Origin of the sequence: Streptomyces sp. NPDC048473, assembly GCF_043200155.1 — a bacterium.
GTDB lineage: Bacteria > Actinomycetota > Actinomycetes > Streptomycetales > Streptomycetaceae > Streptomyces.
Genome location: NZ_JBICXE010000037.1, coordinates 39,726 through 55,440, shown reverse-complemented (window position 1 = coordinate 55,440; position 15,715 = coordinate 39,726). Strand labels below are relative to the sequence as shown.

13 protein-coding genes and 2 tRNA genes are annotated in these 15,715 nt (G+C 70.2%); 9 read left to right on the top strand and 6 right to left on the bottom strand.

Translation table 11 applies throughout. The features are described from left to right. Positions 1 to 325: 325 nt before the first annotated feature. Entirely contained in the window at positions 326 to 922 is a 597-nt protein-coding gene (locus ACGFU7_RS37285; protein ID WP_393702025.1) for a biotin transporter BioY, read from the top strand. Here ACGFU7_RS37285 and ACGFU7_RS37280 read toward each other — a convergent pair. Both ACGFU7_RS37280 and ACGFU7_RS37275 read right to left on the bottom strand, forming a co-directional pair. After that, positions 903 to 2,249: an FAD-binding oxidoreductase gene (locus tag ACGFU7_RS37280; RefSeq protein WP_393702023.1), complete on the bottom strand. Its 1,347-nt coding sequence runs from the start codon at positions 2,247 to 2,249 to the stop codon at positions 903 to 905. The genes ACGFU7_RS37285 and ACGFU7_RS37280 overlap by 20 nt on opposite strands. Positions 2,250 to 2,321: 72 nt before the next feature. Then, entirely contained in the window at positions 2,322 to 3,794 is a 1,473-nt protein-coding gene (locus tag ACGFU7_RS37275; protein WP_393702022.1) for an amino acid permease, read from the bottom strand. Positions 3,795 to 4,075: 281 nt separating this feature from the next. Between ACGFU7_RS37275 and ACGFU7_RS37270 the strand changes: the two genes are divergently transcribed. Beyond that, positions 4,076 to 4,564, top strand: coding sequence for a ribose-5-phosphate isomerase (locus tag ACGFU7_RS37270; protein WP_362193899.1), 489 nt, complete (start codon positions 4,076 to 4,078; stop codon positions 4,562 to 4,564). A gap of 97 nt (positions 4,565 to 4,661) precedes the next feature. Further along, on the top strand, positions 4,662 to 5,471 hold the full coding sequence (locus ACGFU7_RS37265; RefSeq protein ID WP_393702020.1) for an Fpg/Nei family DNA glycosylase: 810 nt from the start codon (positions 4,662 to 4,664) through the stop codon (positions 5,469 to 5,471). Between the two features lie 163 nt (positions 5,472 to 5,634). Here ACGFU7_RS37265 and ACGFU7_RS37260 read toward each other — a convergent pair whose 3' ends face one another. Continuing rightward, entirely contained in the window at positions 5,635 to 6,867 is a 1,233-nt protein-coding gene (locus tag ACGFU7_RS37260; RefSeq protein ID WP_393702019.1) for a GNAT family N-acetyltransferase, read from the bottom strand. A 104-nt stretch (positions 6,868 to 6,971) separates the two neighbouring features. Here ACGFU7_RS37260 and ACGFU7_RS37255 point away from each other — a divergent pair, with 104 nt between their 5' ends. Beyond that, positions 6,972 to 8,117 (top strand): PP2C family protein-serine/threonine phosphatase, encoded by a 1,146-nt coding sequence (locus ACGFU7_RS37255; RefSeq protein ID WP_393702017.1) that lies wholly within the window; start codon positions 6,972 to 6,974, stop codon positions 8,115 to 8,117. Between the two features lie 50 nt (positions 8,118 to 8,167). Here ACGFU7_RS37255 and ACGFU7_RS37250 read toward each other — a convergent pair whose 3' ends face one another. Then, a complete protein-coding gene (locus tag ACGFU7_RS37250; RefSeq protein ID WP_393702068.1) occupies positions 8,168 to 9,337 on the bottom strand; it encodes a cation:proton antiporter in 1,170 nt (389 codons plus the stop codon). 273 nt (positions 9,338 to 9,610) lie between these two features. Here ACGFU7_RS37250 and ACGFU7_RS37245 point away from each other — a divergent pair, with 273 nt between their 5' ends. From ACGFU7_RS37245 to ACGFU7_RS37235, 3 genes are read left to right on the top strand one after another with little or no spacing between them, the layout of a single operon-like run. Next, the gene (locus ACGFU7_RS37245; protein WP_393702066.1) at positions 9,611 to 10,447 is read left to right on the top strand and encodes an ABC transporter ATP-binding protein; all 837 of its coding nucleotides are present in this window, start codon (positions 9,611 to 9,613) and stop codon (positions 10,445 to 10,447) included. After that, on the top strand, positions 10,447 to 12,927 hold the full coding sequence (locus tag ACGFU7_RS37240; RefSeq protein WP_393702015.1) for an ABC transporter permease: 2,481 nt from the start codon (positions 10,447 to 10,449) through the stop codon (positions 12,925 to 12,927). The genes ACGFU7_RS37245 and ACGFU7_RS37240 overlap by 1 nt, the downstream gene beginning before the upstream one ends. Before the next feature lie 9 nt (positions 12,928 to 12,936). Further along, positions 12,937 to 13,443, top strand: coding sequence for an HD domain-containing protein (locus ACGFU7_RS37235; RefSeq protein WP_393702014.1), 507 nt, complete (start codon positions 12,937 to 12,939; stop codon positions 13,441 to 13,443). 10 nt (positions 13,444 to 13,453) lie between these two features. Here the strand turns inward: ACGFU7_RS37235 and ACGFU7_RS37230 are convergent, their stop codons facing one another. Further along, positions 13,454 to 14,608 carry an acyltransferase family protein gene (locus ACGFU7_RS37230; RefSeq protein ID WP_393702013.1) on the bottom strand — a complete coding sequence of 385 codons (1,155 nt, stop codon included), beginning with the start codon at positions 14,606 to 14,608 and terminating at the stop codon, positions 13,454 to 13,456. A gap of 490 nt (positions 14,609 to 15,098) precedes the next feature. On the opposite strand from ACGFU7_RS37230, the gene ACGFU7_RS37225 reads away from it, so the two are divergent. Further along, a complete protein-coding gene (locus tag ACGFU7_RS37225; RefSeq protein WP_393702012.1) occupies positions 15,099 to 15,293 on the top strand; it encodes a hypothetical protein in 195 nt (64 codons plus the stop codon). A gap of 105 nt (positions 15,294 to 15,398) precedes the next feature. Here ACGFU7_RS37225 and ACGFU7_RS37220 read toward each other — a convergent pair. Beyond that, positions 15,399 to 15,472 (bottom strand) — tRNA-Gly (locus tag ACGFU7_RS37220). A 166-nt stretch (positions 15,473 to 15,638) separates the two neighbouring features. Here ACGFU7_RS37220 and ACGFU7_RS37215 point away from each other — a divergent pair. Further along, positions 15,639 to 15,715 (top strand) — tRNA-Pro (locus ACGFU7_RS37215).

The window sequence follows — 15,715 nt, the reverse complement described above, 5'->3', positions numbered from 1 at the left end:
ACGGGCACGATGCTCACACAAGGTGCACACCCGGGCACGGGGCGACGGTCGGTGCGGCCGCCGGCCGACCCTGGGCGGTTCCTGGACGATTTTGGCAGGAACCTACAGTCTCTCCTGATGGCCTCTCCCGGCAAAATATGAGCCGATCCGCCCCTGCCTCAGTGACGAGCATCACGCCATTACGCGATTGTGCAAGTCCCTTTGTGTGAACCCCACCAATGCCTCAACCACCGCTTTGTGGGCCACTGATGGTGATCGAGCGTTAACCCGTGGGCTAACGTCAGCCTCAGTCTGTCCCCACCTGCCCTCACCCCGCGGAGTCCCGATGAGCACTGCTGCCGCCGCCCCTGCCCGTACCGGAGCGGTCCTCGCCGACCTGCTGCCCGCCGCCAGGCACCGTTACGCCGTCGACACGGCCCTGGTCCTCGGTGGCGCCGCGCTCACCGGCATCGCCGCCCAGATCGCCGTTCCGGTCCCCGGCTCCCCGGTCCCGGTCACCGGCCAGACGTTCGCCGCGCTTCTCGTCGGCACCGCGCTCGGCGCCCGCCGCGGCTTCCTCTCCCTCGCCGTGTACGCGCTCGTCGGCATGGCCGGTATGCCGTGGTTCGCGGGTGGCAGCTCCGGCGCGGGCGGCGCCTCGTTCGGCTATGTCCTCGGCATGCTGCTCGCCGCCACCGTGGTCGGCGGCCTCGCCCGCCGCGGCGGCGACCGCTCCGTGCTGCGCACCGCGGGCACGATGGTGCTCGGCTCCGCGGTCATCTACGCGGTCGGCGTTCCGTACCTGGCGCTGTCCACCGGCATGTCGGCGAGCGCCGCGATCGCGGCCGGCCTGGTGCCGTTCCTGCTCGGCGACGCGCTGAAGGCGGCGCTGGCGATGGGCGCGCTGCCCGCTTCCTGGAAGCTCATCGGCCGTCGCGGCTGATGCCGTAGCTCCCTCCGAAGAGGCTCGCCGGGTCGTGACGCGACACCAGACCGGCGAGCCTCTTTTTCGTCCGCGCATCGTGGAAGCCGTCGGTGCGGTCCCCGCCGCCGAAGGAAAAGTTCAGCGAACGGCCCAGGGCGAGCGGGGCGAGCACCTCGGCCACCTCCGCGTACAGGGCCCGTACCGACGCCACGTCCGTACCGTCGAGCGGCGACAGCAGCCGCAGCAGGAATCCGGCCTCGCGGTACGGCACCGCGTTGTCGACGGCGGGCCGCAGGGCCAGCGCGCCGCCCAGGTGGTTGAGCTGGACCACCGTCATCATCGGCGCCTTCGGCCCGGTCAGCTCCAGCGTGCGCACGGCACGTTCCGCGTCCAGATCGCCGAGCACCACACTGTCGCCGTAGTAGGCGTGCGGGAACGGCGGGTCGTTGTGAATGGTGTGGCTGTCGGTGTACGGCATCTCCCGCAGCGAGTCCGCGAGCGCCGGCCCGATCGCCCGCAGCGGCGCGACCATCCGCTCGCCCTCCGCCGTGCTGCCGGTGTACGCGACCCGCACCGAGATCACATACCGGCCGCGCATCGGCTCCGGCATCTGCGGGAGGTCGGGGAACCGCAGGGCGGACAGCGAGGACGTCAGCGCGTCAGGGACGGTCCGGGTCCACTCCAGATAGCGCCGGATGACCGCGTCGGCCATGCCCCCGTCCCCGTCGAAGGCGATGGAGCCGCCGTACAGCCGCCCGGCCTCGACCAGCCCGATCTCCATTCCGGTCACGACACCGAGCCGGTGTCCGCCGCCGCGCAGCGCCCAGAAGAGATCGGGCTCGCTGTCCTGGGAGACGTGGCGCGGTACGCCGTCGGCGGTCACCACGTCGAGCGCGCGCACGTGGTCGGCGGCGTACCCGAATTCCCTGGCCAGTACGCCCAGACCGCCGCCGAGGGTGTAGGAGACGGCGCCGACCCCCGGGGAGGAGCCGTTCAGCGGGGCGAGGCCGTGCGGTGCGGCGGCCTCGATGACCTGGCCCCAGGTGACGCCCGCGCCGATCCGGGCGGTGCGGAGCACCGGGTCGACCTCGACGGAGTCCATCCGGCGGGTGCTGATCAGCACCCCGCCCTCGACGGCCCCGGGCAGTCCGTGGCCGGTGGCATGGACGCGGACCGGGAGGCCACGCCCGGCGGCGTCGGCCACGGCGGTCCGTACGTCATCGGCGTGGGCGGCCTCGACGACGAGGTCGGGACGGACGGCGAAACCGGTCTGGAAACCGGCCGGGACATCGGCCGGGACGTTGGCCGGGACATCGGCCGGGACCTGGGCAGGGGCAAAAGACATGAGAAGGCTCTCCGATCGCTCGCTCGGTGGCGTTGCGAGGGAGAGCCTTCTCGTTAAACCTGACATCGGCCGTCAGGTATTGCTGGGCGTTTCCACAGCAGTGCGGTTCTTGCGGTTCCGGACCTCACGGACCAGCGAGATCGCCACCACCACGGCCGCGACGAGGAGCGAGAGCAGCACCTGCTCGCGTCCGCTGTCGTCGGTCAGCATGTAGACGAGGACGAACGAGATCGCCGCGATGGTCGCCCAGGTGAGGTACGGGAAGAGCCACATCCGTACGACCAGCTTCTCCGGCGACTCGCGCAGGATGATGCCCCGCATCCGCAGCTGGGTGAAGCAGATGACCAGCCAGACGAACAGGGCGACCGCGCCGGAGGAGTTCAGCAGGAACTGGAAGACGGTGTCGGGCCACTGGTAGTTGAAGAACACGGCGACGAAGCCGAAGACGACGGAGGACAGGATGGCCGCCTGCGGCACGCCCCGCTTGTTCGTCCGGGCGAACGCCTTCGGCGCGTCGCCGCGGCCGCCGAGCGAGAAGGCCATCCGCGAGGCGGTGTAGAGGCCGGAGTTGAGGCAGGACAGCACGGCCGTCAGCACGATGACGTCCATCACCTGACCGGCGTGCGGAATGCCGATGGAGTTGAGCGCGGCCACATAGCTGCCCTCCTCCAGGATCGAGGCGTCGTTCCACGGCAGCAGGGTGAGCACGATGAAGATCGAGCCCAGGTAGAAGACGGCGATCCGCCAGATCACGCTGTTGGTGGCCTTCTGGACGGCGCGCTGCGGGTTCTCGGACTCGCCGGCCGCCAGCGTGACGATCTCGCTGCCCATGAAGGAGAAGACGACCATCAGCACACCGGTGAGGATGGCGCCGGGCCCCTTGGGGAAGAACCCGCCGGAGTCGGTGAGATGGGCGAGCCCGGAGCCGGGGTTGTCCGAGCCGGGCAGCAGTCCGAAGACGGCGAGCAGTCCGACGACCACGAACGCACCGATCGCCACGACCTTGATCCCGGCGAACCAGAACTCGAACTCGCCGTACGACCCGACCGAGACCAGGTTCGTCGCGGTCAGCACGACCATCACGATCAGCGCCCACGCCCACTGCGGGACGCCCGGCACCCAGCCCTCCAGGATCTTGGCACCCGCCGTGGCTTCGACGGCAAGCACCACGACCCAGAAGAACCAGTACAGCCAGCCGATCGAGAAGCCGGCCCAGCGGCCCAGCGCCTGGTCGGCGTAGGCGGAGAAGGAGCCCGAGCTGGGACGGGCCGCGGCCATCTCGCCGAGCATCCGCATCACGAAGACGACCATCAGGCCGACGAGGGCGTACGACAGGAGGATGGCCGGTCCCGCGGCGGCGATACCTGCGCCGGAGCCCACGAAGAGGCCCGCGCCGATCACGCCACCGATGGCGATCATCGAGAGGTGGCGGTTCTTGAGACCTGCCTGGAGACCGTCGGAGGAGCCCGGTGCGTCCGGCCCGTTCGACCGGTCCGGCTTGCCGGGCTCGTGGCCCGGTCCGGCCAGAGTCGTCTGCGACGTCATGGATCGAATCCTTACGTTTTCGGATCGCGCGGTGCGTGCCCGGTCACCGCAGGGTGGTGCGACAACCGGCGATGCATTGAAGCTCGCCGAACCGCAGAAGCGGAAGTCCCTCTTCCGAATCGTTGACCGGATCGTTGTCCGAGTGGCGTTGCACACACAGAGCCCGCACATGGAGCCCACACGGAGGTCCCGCCGCCGGTCCGGCGAGTCCGGGCGGACCCGGTCGGAGGGTCCCGACCCCGATGGCGCTTACCCGGCGATGCTCGTGCCACACTCGGAACATGCGCGTGTACCTCGGCTCGGACCATGCCGGCTATGAACTCAAGAACCACCTCGTCGAGTGGCTCACGGCCCAGGGCCACGAGGCCGTCGACTGTGGCCCCCACATCTACGACGCCCAGGACGACTACCCGCCGTTCTGCCTGCGCGCCGCCGAGAAGACGGCCGCGGACCCGGACAGCCTCGGCATCGTGATCGGCGGCTCCGGCAACGGTGAGCAGATCGCCGCCAACAAGGTCAAGGGCGTGCGCGCCGCACTCGCCTGGAGCGAGCAGACCGCCGCGCTGGGCCGCGAGCACAACGACGCCAATGTGGTCGCCATCGGCGGCCGGATGCACTCGGTGGAGGAGTCCACCAAGTTCGTCGAGATCTTCCTCGCCACCCCGTACTCGGGCGAGGAGCGTCACACCCGCCGCATCGAGATGCTGACGGCGTATGAGACGACCGGCGAGCTCCCCCCGATCCCGGCCCACCACCCGCAGCAGGGCTGACCGGCCTCCGCCCCTGTGCCGCCGGTGCTCCCGGCGGCACAGTCACTTCCCCGCGTCACCGCGTCACGTCCCCACGTCACCGAGGAGAGTCGCCGTCGTGCCCGAGGGACACACGATCCACCGCCTCGCGGCGGACCACCGGGACAGGTTCGCCGGGCGGCCGGTGCGGGTGAGCAGCCCGCAGGGCAAGTTCTCCGACAGCGCCGCGCTGCTCGACGGCCGGACGTTCACCGGCGTCGACGCCCACGGCAAGCACCTCTTCCTCGGTTTCGAGGGCGCCGGCTGGGTCCACATCCACCTGGGTCTCTTCGGCAAGCTCGGCTTCGGTACGACCCCGGCCCCGCCGCCCACCGACACGGTCCGGCTGCGCCTGGTGAACGACGACCACCATGCGGATCTGCGCGGCCCCACCACGTGTGCGCTGATCACCGACCCCGAGAAGCGCGCGATACACGACCGCCTCGGCCCGGACCCGCTGCGGCCCGACGAGGACGGCGAGCGGGCGTGGCGGCGGATCTCCCGTAGTCGTATCACCGTCGCGGCCCTGCTGATGGACCAGAAGGTCATCGCGGGGGTCGGCAACGTGTACCGCGCGGAGGTGCTGTTCCGGCACGGGATCGACCCGTACCGCCTGGGCAAGGACCTCACGCGTGCGGAGTGGGACGCGATCTGGGCCGACCTGGTGGTGCTGATGCGCGAGGGCGTACGGAACAACCGGATCGACACGGTCCGCCCCGAGCACATGCCGGAGGCGATGGGGCGTCCGCCGCGGGTCGACGACCACGGCGGCGAGGTGTACGTGTACCGCAGGGCCCGGCAGGCCTGCCACATCTGTGGCGGCGAGATCCGCACCGCCGATCTCGCCGCCCGCAACCTCTTCTGGTGCCCGGTCTGCCAGCGCGCCTAGCGCGGCAAAACCCAGCCCGTCCGGCGATCGAGGACAAAGCGGCCGGGCGGGAGGCCCGAGTCAAGCTTTCCGCCCCAGACGCGCAGGCTCGCCGCCGCGCCCGGCGAAACCCAGCCCGTCCGGCGATCGAGGACAAAGCGGCCGCCGGACGACCACGGCGCCCCTAGAACCCCCTGGGCAACCACGGCGCCGCGTCCGACGAGAACGCCAGCGACGCCTCCGCCAGCGCGCCCGCCCGCAGCTCCCGTACCCGCCCGGCCAGGGCCAACGCGCTCAGCGACTCCCCGCCCAGATAAGCCGAGCCCAACTCCCGTACCGAAAGTGCGAGATCGGCCGCATCATCGGTCCGCCGGCACGACGCAACCCCCTTCGCGTCGCCCGTGAGCCGCCAACGCCCCGCATTCCAGGGGCAGAACGCGTCCTCGACCTCGAACACCACATCCACCGGCGCCCGGTACGCCCGCGCCTCCAGCGCCGCCCCCAGCTCCACCAGCCGCACATGGAGCGAATCCCGGACCCGGATGTTGCATCGCCGCACGTCCGACACCAGGTGCAGCACCGCATCGTCGACCGGCCGGTTCCGCGCCTCGACCGTCGACGTCAGGTCGATCTCGAAGACGAACCGCCACAGCGCCGCGTACGCCGCCGGGTCCAGTGCCGCGAGATCGTTCACCGCGACCGTGCCCTTGGGCCCGGCCGGCTCCCAGTCCGGCTTGATGCGATACGTCACATAGCCGACGATCTGCCCGTCGCGCTCCGCCAGCACGCACTGCTGCGCCGAACTGCCCTGCCGGGAACTCACCGGGTCGACCATCGGCTTCCGCTCCCAGCCGGGCCCATGGGCCGGCGTGCCGGGACGGCCGGCCACCAACTGCTCGTACACGCCCTCGCACGCGGCCATCGCCTCGTCCGGCTTCGCGTGACGCAGGCGCACCTCGTCCGTGCCCTGGGGCACCGTCAGCCGCACCCGGTCCGTGTCGATCGTCAGGGACATCTGCCGCGAGGCAGCGCCGTAGCCGAACCGGCCGTAGATCACCGGTTCGGACGCCGTCAGGACGGCGATCGGCTCACCCAGCGCCCGGACGTCGTCGAGTTGCCGACGCATCATCGAGGTCAGCAGCCCGCGCCTGCGGTGGGTGGACGCGACACTCACCATCGTGACCCCGGCGGCAGGCACCAGCGCCCCACCCGGCACGGCGACCCGGAAGCTGAACGCCCCGGCCGTGGCGACGACATCGGTGCCGTCCCAGATTCCGATCGACCGCTCGTGCTCGGTCAACTGCTCGTCCAGCTCGCGCTGCTCGGGGGCCTCTGCGACACCGCCGAATGCGAGCTCCAGACATTCGAACCATTCGTTCCATTCGGACGGTCGCAACACGCGCAGCTCAGTAGTCATGGGCCATCCCTATCAGGGGTGCGGCGGCCGGTCGACCCGATTTCGAACACATTGTCATGGGGTCCCCCTGCACCGGAGGCGGCCGGGTGGATAAGGTCCCCGCAATGGCCCGTCGCACAGGAGCAGACTCGTACCCGGCCCGATTGCGGAAATCGGCGCACCGGGCACGCATCGCGCTGCGCAAGTCCGGTGTCGACTACTTCCGCGGCGACGGATCGGACTGGATCGCGCTGGCCGGTCTGCTGCTCACCATTCCGGCCATCACCTGCGCCACCCTGCTCAACCCGGTGTGGTGCTCACCGGCCGCGCTCGTCCTGCCGATCGTCGCGGGCGGTCTGCTGCTGCGGCCCGCGAGCCTGCTGGGTCTGTACGCGACCGCCGCAACGGCCCTGATCGTGGAGTCGCTCGGACTGGGCCCGTACGAGGACGGCCCGGCCCGGGTGACACCCGGCATCGTCCTGGTGGTCGCGGCCTGCGGCTTCTTCGGTCTGGTCCTCGCTCAGTTCCGGGCCAGGGTCGGTGTGCCGTGGCGACGCGGCGGCACCATGCTCTTCGACCTGCGCGAACGCATCAGGGTGCAGAGCGCCCTGCCCCGGCTGCCGCAGGGCTGGCACCGCGAGATGGCGCTGCGCCCGGCGGGCGGACAGTCCTTCTCCGGTGACTTCGTCGTCGCCGCCCGTACCAACGGCGGACGGACCCTGGAGGCCGTACTCACCGATGTCTCCGGCAAGGGCATGGACGCGGGCTCCCGCGCCCTGCTGCTGTCCGGCGCCTTCGGTGGCCTCCTCGGCTCGCTGCCCCCGCACGGTTTCCTGCCGGCGGCCAACGGCTATCTGCTGCGCCAGGACTGGGACGAGGGTTTCGCCACCTCGATCCATCTGGTCCTGGACCTCGAATCGGGCGACTACGAACTCCTCTCGGCGGGTCACCCGCCGGCCCTGCAACTGCATTCGGGCAGCGGCCAGTGGGAGGAGATGGCCGCGGAGGGCCCGCTGCTCGGGGTGTACGACGGGGCGCAGTTCGACGCCGTGAAGGGCTCGTTGGCCCCCGGCGACGTGCTGATGCTGTTCACGGACGGTCTGGTCGAGGCGTCCGACCGGGACATCGCGGAGGGCATCGACCGGTTGACCGGTGAGGCCGACCGCTATGTCGCCACCGGTTTCGAGGGCGCGGCCTGGCATCTGATCGAAGCATGCGCCAAGGACGTCAACGACGACCGGGCGCTGCTGCTGTTGTCGCGCAGATCCTGAACCGTACGCAAACGTCCTGAACCGGGCGTACGTCAACAGGAATTGATCCATCACCGGAACGTGGGCCTGTCTTCACCCCGGCCCCGCCCGCCCGGCAGGATGCGGGCCAGCCAGTGCGACCTTCCGGCGGCCAGCGGTGCCAGGACCGCGAGGACGAGTACGTATCCGGCGATGAACGGGGAGAGCCGTTCGTCCAGCCCCGCGGTCGCCGCCATCGTGGCGAGGATCAGGGCGAACTCGCCGCGGGCCACCAGCGTGGTGGAGATGTTCGCCGTGGCCTGCGGACCGAACGCGTACACCTTGGCGGCGGCAAGTCCGGCGAAGACATTCATGGCGAGGGTCACCGCGACGGCGGCCAGCACCGGCCACAGCACGGTCGGCAGATCGCCCGGGTTGATGGAGAGGCCGAAGGCGAAGAAGAAGATCGCACCGAAGGCGTCACGCAGCGGGTGGACCAGCTTGAGGATGCGGGTGCCGGAGGACGTACTGCCGAGCATCAGGCCGACCATGAAGGCGCCGATCGCGTCCGCCACCCCGAACCACTCCGAGACTCCCGCCACGAAGACCGCGGCGCCGAGGAAGGAGATGACGAGGAGTTCGTCGTCACGGGTGTTGATCAGCTTGCCGATGACCTTGGTGCCGAACCGGGCGGCCAGGGCGAGCAGCAGCAGGAAGCCGAAGGCCTTGCCGCCGTCGACCGCCGCGGCGGAGAGGCTGTCGGCGCCCGACAGGATCGGCTGGAGGGCGGCCAGATAGAGGGCGAGGAACACATCCTCGACGACGATGATGCCGAGGATCGGTTTGGTCTCCGGATTGCCGATCCGGCCCAGGTCGACCAGGACCTTGGTGACGATGGCCGACGACGAGATGCCGAGCACACCGGCGAGGACCAGCGCTTCGGACGTGCCCCAGCCCAGCGCGAAGCCGAAGCCGAGCCCGGCTCCTACGTTCAGGGCGAGATAGGTGCCACCGGCGAGCGCCATCTTGCGGCCGCCGGCCTTGAGGTCGTCGAGATGGAATTCGAGGCCGAGGTAGAAGAGCAGCAGCACCAGACCGAGTGCCGAGAGCATCTCCAGGTCGTGCGGGTCGGCGACGAGCACGATGCCGGGCGTGTGCGGGCCGAGCAGGATTCCGGCCAGGATGAACAGGGGGATGGTCGGCAGTCCGATGCGGCTGCCGACGCGGGCGAGAACGGCGGCGGCGAGGAAGGCGCCGCCCATGGCGATGAGCGTGTCTGCGTGTCCGATGAGCCTGATCCTTCGGTAGGTCAAGAGAGCATCAAGAAATCGTCAGTAATTAGTTTACCGAACGATTGACGTGGCAACTATGCGCACCCTCGGCAGCACCCCGGGGTCTGCCCACCCCCGGCAGCACCCTGGGGTTTGCCCCACCCCCGATCCGCCAGCAGCCGCCATGGTCCGGACCCGCCCATGATCCGTACGTTCGTACTGCCGGCCGGAGAACCGGTCGGCGAGCAACGGAAGGCGGACACCATGGGGCTGCGACGCACCAAGCAGGGCGCGCAGGACAGGCAGTACACGGCGGGCATCCACCAGGGGCCCGGCCCCTCGGACCTCGCCGTGGAACTGCGAGGCGTCCGCAGGCAGTACGGCCGCGGAGGCTCCGCCGTCCACGCCCTGAGGGGCATCGACCTCGCCCTCCCGCGCGCCAGTTTCACCGCCGTCATGGGCCCCTCCGGCTCCGGAAAGTCGACCTTCCTGCAGTGCGCGGCCGGACTCGACCGCCCCACCGAAGGCTCCGTACGTCTTGGCGGCACCGAGATCACCGGCATGAGCGAGAACCGGCTCACCGAGCTGCGCCGCACCCGCCTCGGCTTCGTCTTCCAGGCCTTCAACCTGCTCCCGTCCCTCACGGTCGAGCAGAACGTCGTCCTGCCCATGCGCCTGGCCGGACAGCGCACCGGCTCCGCCCGCAGCCGCCGCGCAGCCGCCGAGATGCTCGCCCGGGTCGGCCTCGGCGACAAGGGCGACCGTCGCCCCGGCCAGCTCTCCGGCGGCCAGCAGCAGCGCGTTGCCGTCGCCCGCGCCCTGGTCACCCAGCCCGATGTGGTCTTCGCCGACGAGCCGACCGGCGCCCTCGACACCACCACCGCCGCCGAGATCCTCGCCCTGCTCCGGCACGCGGTGGACAGCCTCGGGGCCACCGTCGTCATGGTCACCCACGACCCGGCGGCCGCCGCCTACGCCGACCGGGTGCTCTTCCTCGCCGACGGCGCGATCGCGGACAGCCTGCCGCGCGCCGGCGCCGCACAGATCGCCGCCCGGATGACCGCACTGACCGCCCCCGCCTACGCAGGAGCAGCAGCCTGATGTTCACCCCGCACATCCCGAACGGCCTCGCCCGCGCGGCCGTTCGTTTCAAACCCTCGTCGTTCGTCGGAACCTTCGTCGCGCTCCTGCTGGCCGCGGCGATCGTCTCCGCCTGCGGCATCCTGCTGGAGACCGGCCTGCGCGCCTCCGTACCCGCGGACCGCTACGCCAAGGCACCCGTGGTGGTCGCCGCCGACCAGCAGATCCACCTGATGGTCGGCAGCGGCGACGAGAAGAACGACGCCGGCGCACTCGTCCCGGACACCGCACGGCTCCCCGAATCCCTGGTGGGCAAGGCCGCTTCGGCCCCCGGCGCGGCAGCCGCGATCGGGGACGTCAGCTACTCCGTACAGCAGGACAACACCCCCCTCACCGCTCACGGCTGGGGCTCCACCGCCCTCACGGGTACGCGACTGCTCACCGGCGACGCGCCCGGGGCCGGCGAAGTCGTCGTCCCCACCGGCACCAAGGGCCGGGTCGGCGAGAACATCACCCTCGACACACCGGCGGGCGCACGGGAGTTCCGTATCGCGGGCACCACCGCCACCGACGCCACCGTCTGGTTCGCCGACCGGCAGGCCGTGCAGCTCTCCGGCCACCCCGGCCGGGTCGACGCCATCGCCGTGCTCGCCGCCGACGGTACCTCCGCCGACACCCTCGCCGACCAGGTACGCAAGGCCGTCGGCCACACCGCCGACGCCAAGGTCCACACAGGCGACGGCCGGGGCGGCGTCGAGGATGCGAGTCTCGCGAGCGCCAAGGAGCTCCTCACCGGCCTCGGCGGCTCCTTCGGCGGCATCGCCGCCATGGTCGCCGTCTTCACCGCCGCCGGTACGGTCGCCCTCTCCGTCGGCCAGCGCAGCCGCGAATTCGCCCTGCTGCGCGCCATCGGAGCCACCCCACGCCAGCTGCGCCGCACCATCGCCACCGAGTCCATGCTCATCGCCCCGCTCGCCGGAGCACTCGGCTGCCTGCCCGGAATCGCCCTGGCCCGTTGGTGGTTCGGGCAGCTCCGGGACAGGGGAGCCATCCCCGAAGCCGTCGGTCTGCACGTGTCCTGGCTGCCGCTGACCATCGCCACGGCCGCCACGATGCTCACCGCGCTGAGCGCCGGATACTTCGCCGCCCGCCGGCCGTCGAAGACCAAGCCGGGGCTGGCTCTCGCCCAGTCCGCCGTGGAACGCCCGCCGTTCGGCTGGATCCGTACCCCGCTCGGCATCGCAGCCCTCATCGGCGGCGGAGTCTTCGCAGGCGTCGCCGCCTCCACGACCGGTGGCGACGCGGCGAACGCCGCACTCGGCGTCGTCATGCTCTTCATGCTCGCGGTCGGCCTGCTCGGCCCGCTGATCGCCCGGATCTGCGCCGCCGTCATCGGCCTCCCGCTGCGCGCCACCGGCGCGCCGGGTTCGCTGGCCGCCGCCAACTCCCGTACGAACTCCCGCCGGCTGGCCTCCGCGATCACCCCGATCGTGCTCGCCATGGCCTTCTCCTCGACGCTCGTCTTCATGCACACCAGCGAGGACCGGGTGATCGCCCACCAACAGCGCGACGCCATCACCGCCGACCACATCGTCTCCGCACCGGCAGGACTCGCCTCCGACGCCACCGCGCGGGCCGCCGCCACCCCCGGTGTCTCGACCGCCGTCGGCCTGCTCCGCGGCTCCGTCCTGGTGCCCACCGGATCGGGCGGCGGCCGGATGCTCCAGAACACCTCCGCCCAGGGGGTCATCGGCTCCGGCGGTGACCTCGCCAAGGTCCAGGACCTCGACGTCCGGACCGGATCGCTCACCGGCCTGCGGCCCGGCACCGTCGCCATCGACACCACCCTCGCCGGCTCCACGGAGCTCGGCACCGGCGACCGGCTGGCTCTGCGCCTCCCGGACGGCACCAAGGCGTCACCGAAGATCGTCGCCGTCTACGGGCGCGGCCTGGGCACCAGCATCGTCACGCTGCCCGCCGCCGACCTGAAGGGCCACGTCACCTCGCCGTACGCCTCCGACCTGCTGGTACGGGCCACCCCCGCTGCCGCACAGAAGCTCACCGCGCTCGGCACCGTCACCGACCGGTCCGGCTACGCCGCCGCACAGGACCAGAACCGTGAGCTCAATGCCTGGGCCAACACCGTCATGGCCGCGGTCCTCGGCGGATTCGCCGCCGTCGCCGCCGTCAACACCCTGGTGATGACCGTCCTCGACCGCCGCCGCGAACTGACCATGCTCCGCCTCATCGGCTCCACCCGCCGCCAGGTCATGGGCATGATCCGCCGGGAGGCGCTGCTCGTCACGGTGGCCGGAGCCGTGCTCGGCACCGCCATCGCGCTGGCCACGCTGATCCCGATGATGAAGGGGCTGACGGGCGAATCGCCGTACATTCCGCCGGTGTTGTACGGATCGTTCGTTGCCGCGACCGTCGGGCTCGGCCTCGCCGCCGCAACGGTCCCGGCCCGCGCGGCCCTGCGCAGAACGGCCGCCCGTCCGTAGAGTCGGACCATGACCACGCCGCGCGCACATCTGACCCTGGCCGAAGTCGAGGCGATCGCCCGCAAGGCCCACGCCGACCAGCGGGACAAGTCGGGACGCCCGTACACCGAACACCTCGCCGCCGTCGCGGAGGGCGTAAGGATCAGGGGCGGCAGCGACGAACAGATCGCCGCGGCGTGGCTGCACGACGCCGTCGAGGACGACGCACTGTCGGAGGAATGGCTGGCCGCCGCCGCGCTGCCGCAGCAGGTCAAGGACATGGTCCTCGCCGTCACCAAACGTGACGGCGAGGACCTCGGTTCGTACACCCGGCGCATCCTCGACACCCCGGGCGCCCTGCTGGTCAAGGAGTCCGACCTGGCACACAACGCCGACCCGGCCCGCCTCGCCGTGCTGGAACCGGCGACCCGTACCCGACTGGCCGAGAAGTATGCACAGGTACGGGGGCTGCTCGGGCTCACCCCAGGTGATTCGTCCGCCGAGCAATCGGTTCAAGCCAACACGGCGAAGGGCTGATCCACTCGGATCAGAGTCTGGACGCGGCGCGCCGGAACGCCCAGTTCATGTCCGGCTCGGTCACCGGGCGCAGCACCCGCCGTACCGGCGGCGTACACATCAGCGTCACCGCACCGGCCGCGACCAGTGAGACGAGGACCAGACCGCCGGGCGTGGAGAGCCATGCGTAGGCGTCGAACACCCCGGCGTATCCGGCGCCCTTGATCAGGAATCCGTGCAGCAGATAGCCGCAGATCGTTCCGGTTCCGAGCGCGGTGAACCACATGTGGCGGCGCGGCACCCAGGACAGGAACCCGATGGTGAGCAGCAGCGCGCAGCCGAACATCGCCAGTGTCATCACGGCACCGGACCACCACGGGGCGCCCATCTCTGCCGCGCTGTTGCTGCGGTAGAACCAGCCCAGCTGCATCCGCGGTGCCGCCCAGTACGCGAACAGCAGGGCCCCGGCGAACAGCGGGAGCGCGAGCATCCGCACCTCACGCCGGCGCACCAGTTGGAAATGCTCGGGTTTCAGCCGGAGTCCCAGCACGAAGAACGGCAGGAACTGCAGAACCCGCTGGAGATCGAGATCGTCGCCGATCGTCGGGGAGAACGAGGCGAGCACGGCGATGACGAGCGCCACCGGCAGCGGATGACGCAGCGCCTGCCACAGCGGTGTGGTGATCCGCCAGATGAACAGCGCGATCAGGAACCAGGTGAGATACCAGGGGTCGATCAGGCTGATCGGCTGATCGGGCGAGTCGTCCGCGTACCGCTTGAACAGCGAATACGCCGTCTCGAACACCACATAGGGCACGGCGACGCCGGTGACCAGGCGCTTTACCTTGGCGGCGGACATGTCGAACGAGCGGGAGAAATAGCCGGAGACGATGATGAACGCCGGCATGTGAAAGGTGTACGCCACCATGTACAGCGCACGGGCGGTCCGGCTGCCATCCATCACCGGTTCCCACGAGTGCGCCACCGCGACGAGCACGATGGCCAGATATTTGGCGTTGTCGAAGTAGGCGTCACGCTTCTTCGCCGGCGCGGCGGCCGGGGGCTTGTTCGCCACCGGTGCGGGGGGTGCCGCGGTGGCAGTCATCGTCCCTTGGCGTCTGGGCTCCGACTCCCGGGTCGCCGATGGGAGCGGGGCCCTCTGAAATACGTTCGGAGCGTGGAACATCTAAAGCACCTTAGACGCCCCGATTGCAATTCGTAAAACCGCCCACGGATATTACATGTCCGCGTCCAATCAAAAGCGAAACCGCCAAAAACCGCCCGCTATGCCCGGCTTCATCCCCCTTAAATGGTGCATATAGCCAGGCGGTTGGGTGGGGTGAATTTCGTCGCACTCAAACCTTGGAATTGCATGTGAATGAAGTGTGTGGATATGGAAACCATCACAGTCGCAAGTTGTTGTGATTGTTTGATTCACAGTTCACTCACAGACGCGCGACAGGTGCGCGGAGCCCTGGCGGGGCCCTGTGCCACCCCTCGTGCGGCCGTGCGCCCCCGGGCGCACGCGGGGCGCAAGGATGGCGCGATCCCGTCCGTTCGATCCGTCACCTGGCAGCGACCACAGGGGAGTTGGTGGCACGATGGACGGAACGGAGGAGTGCTCGGCCGCACACCTCCGGGCCGGCAAGGCGGACCGACCAAGGGTGTGATCAGTCGTGGCCATTTCACTGTCTGTGGTGCTTCTGTTGGCGATCATCCTGGTGGTCCTGATCCGGGGCGGCTCCATCAAGGCCGGACCCGCGATCGTCGCGGTGCTCTTCGGCTTCTTCCTGGCGTCGACCGGCATGGCGCCGTCGATCCAGAGGTTCATGGACTCGATAGCGGAGTCCATCAACCAGATCACCTTCTGATCCGGCCGAGCCGGCACCCGCGCTCCGGCGCGAGAGGCCCGGCAGAACGCGGGCAGAACGCAAAAGGCCCGGTCCGACAGGAATTCGTCGGACCGGGCCCAAGCATGGAGCGGGCGACGGGAATCGAACCCGCGTAGCTAGTTTGGAAGACTAGGGCTCTACCATTGAGCTACGCCCGCAAGCACCGCACCGCAGGTCCGGGGACCGGCGGCACGAGAAGCATCGTAGCGGGTCGGGGGCGCTGCCCGCACACCCGATTGCGGTCACCCGGTGTCGCGTTCGGTGCCGCTCGCGCAAAGCGGCGGCTGGACTGCCTGTCTGCATGTACCCTTCGTGTCGCACCGACGGGGTGTGGCGCAGCTTGGTAGCGCGTCCGCTTTGGGAGCGGAAGGTCGTCGGTTCGAATCCGGCCACCCCGACCA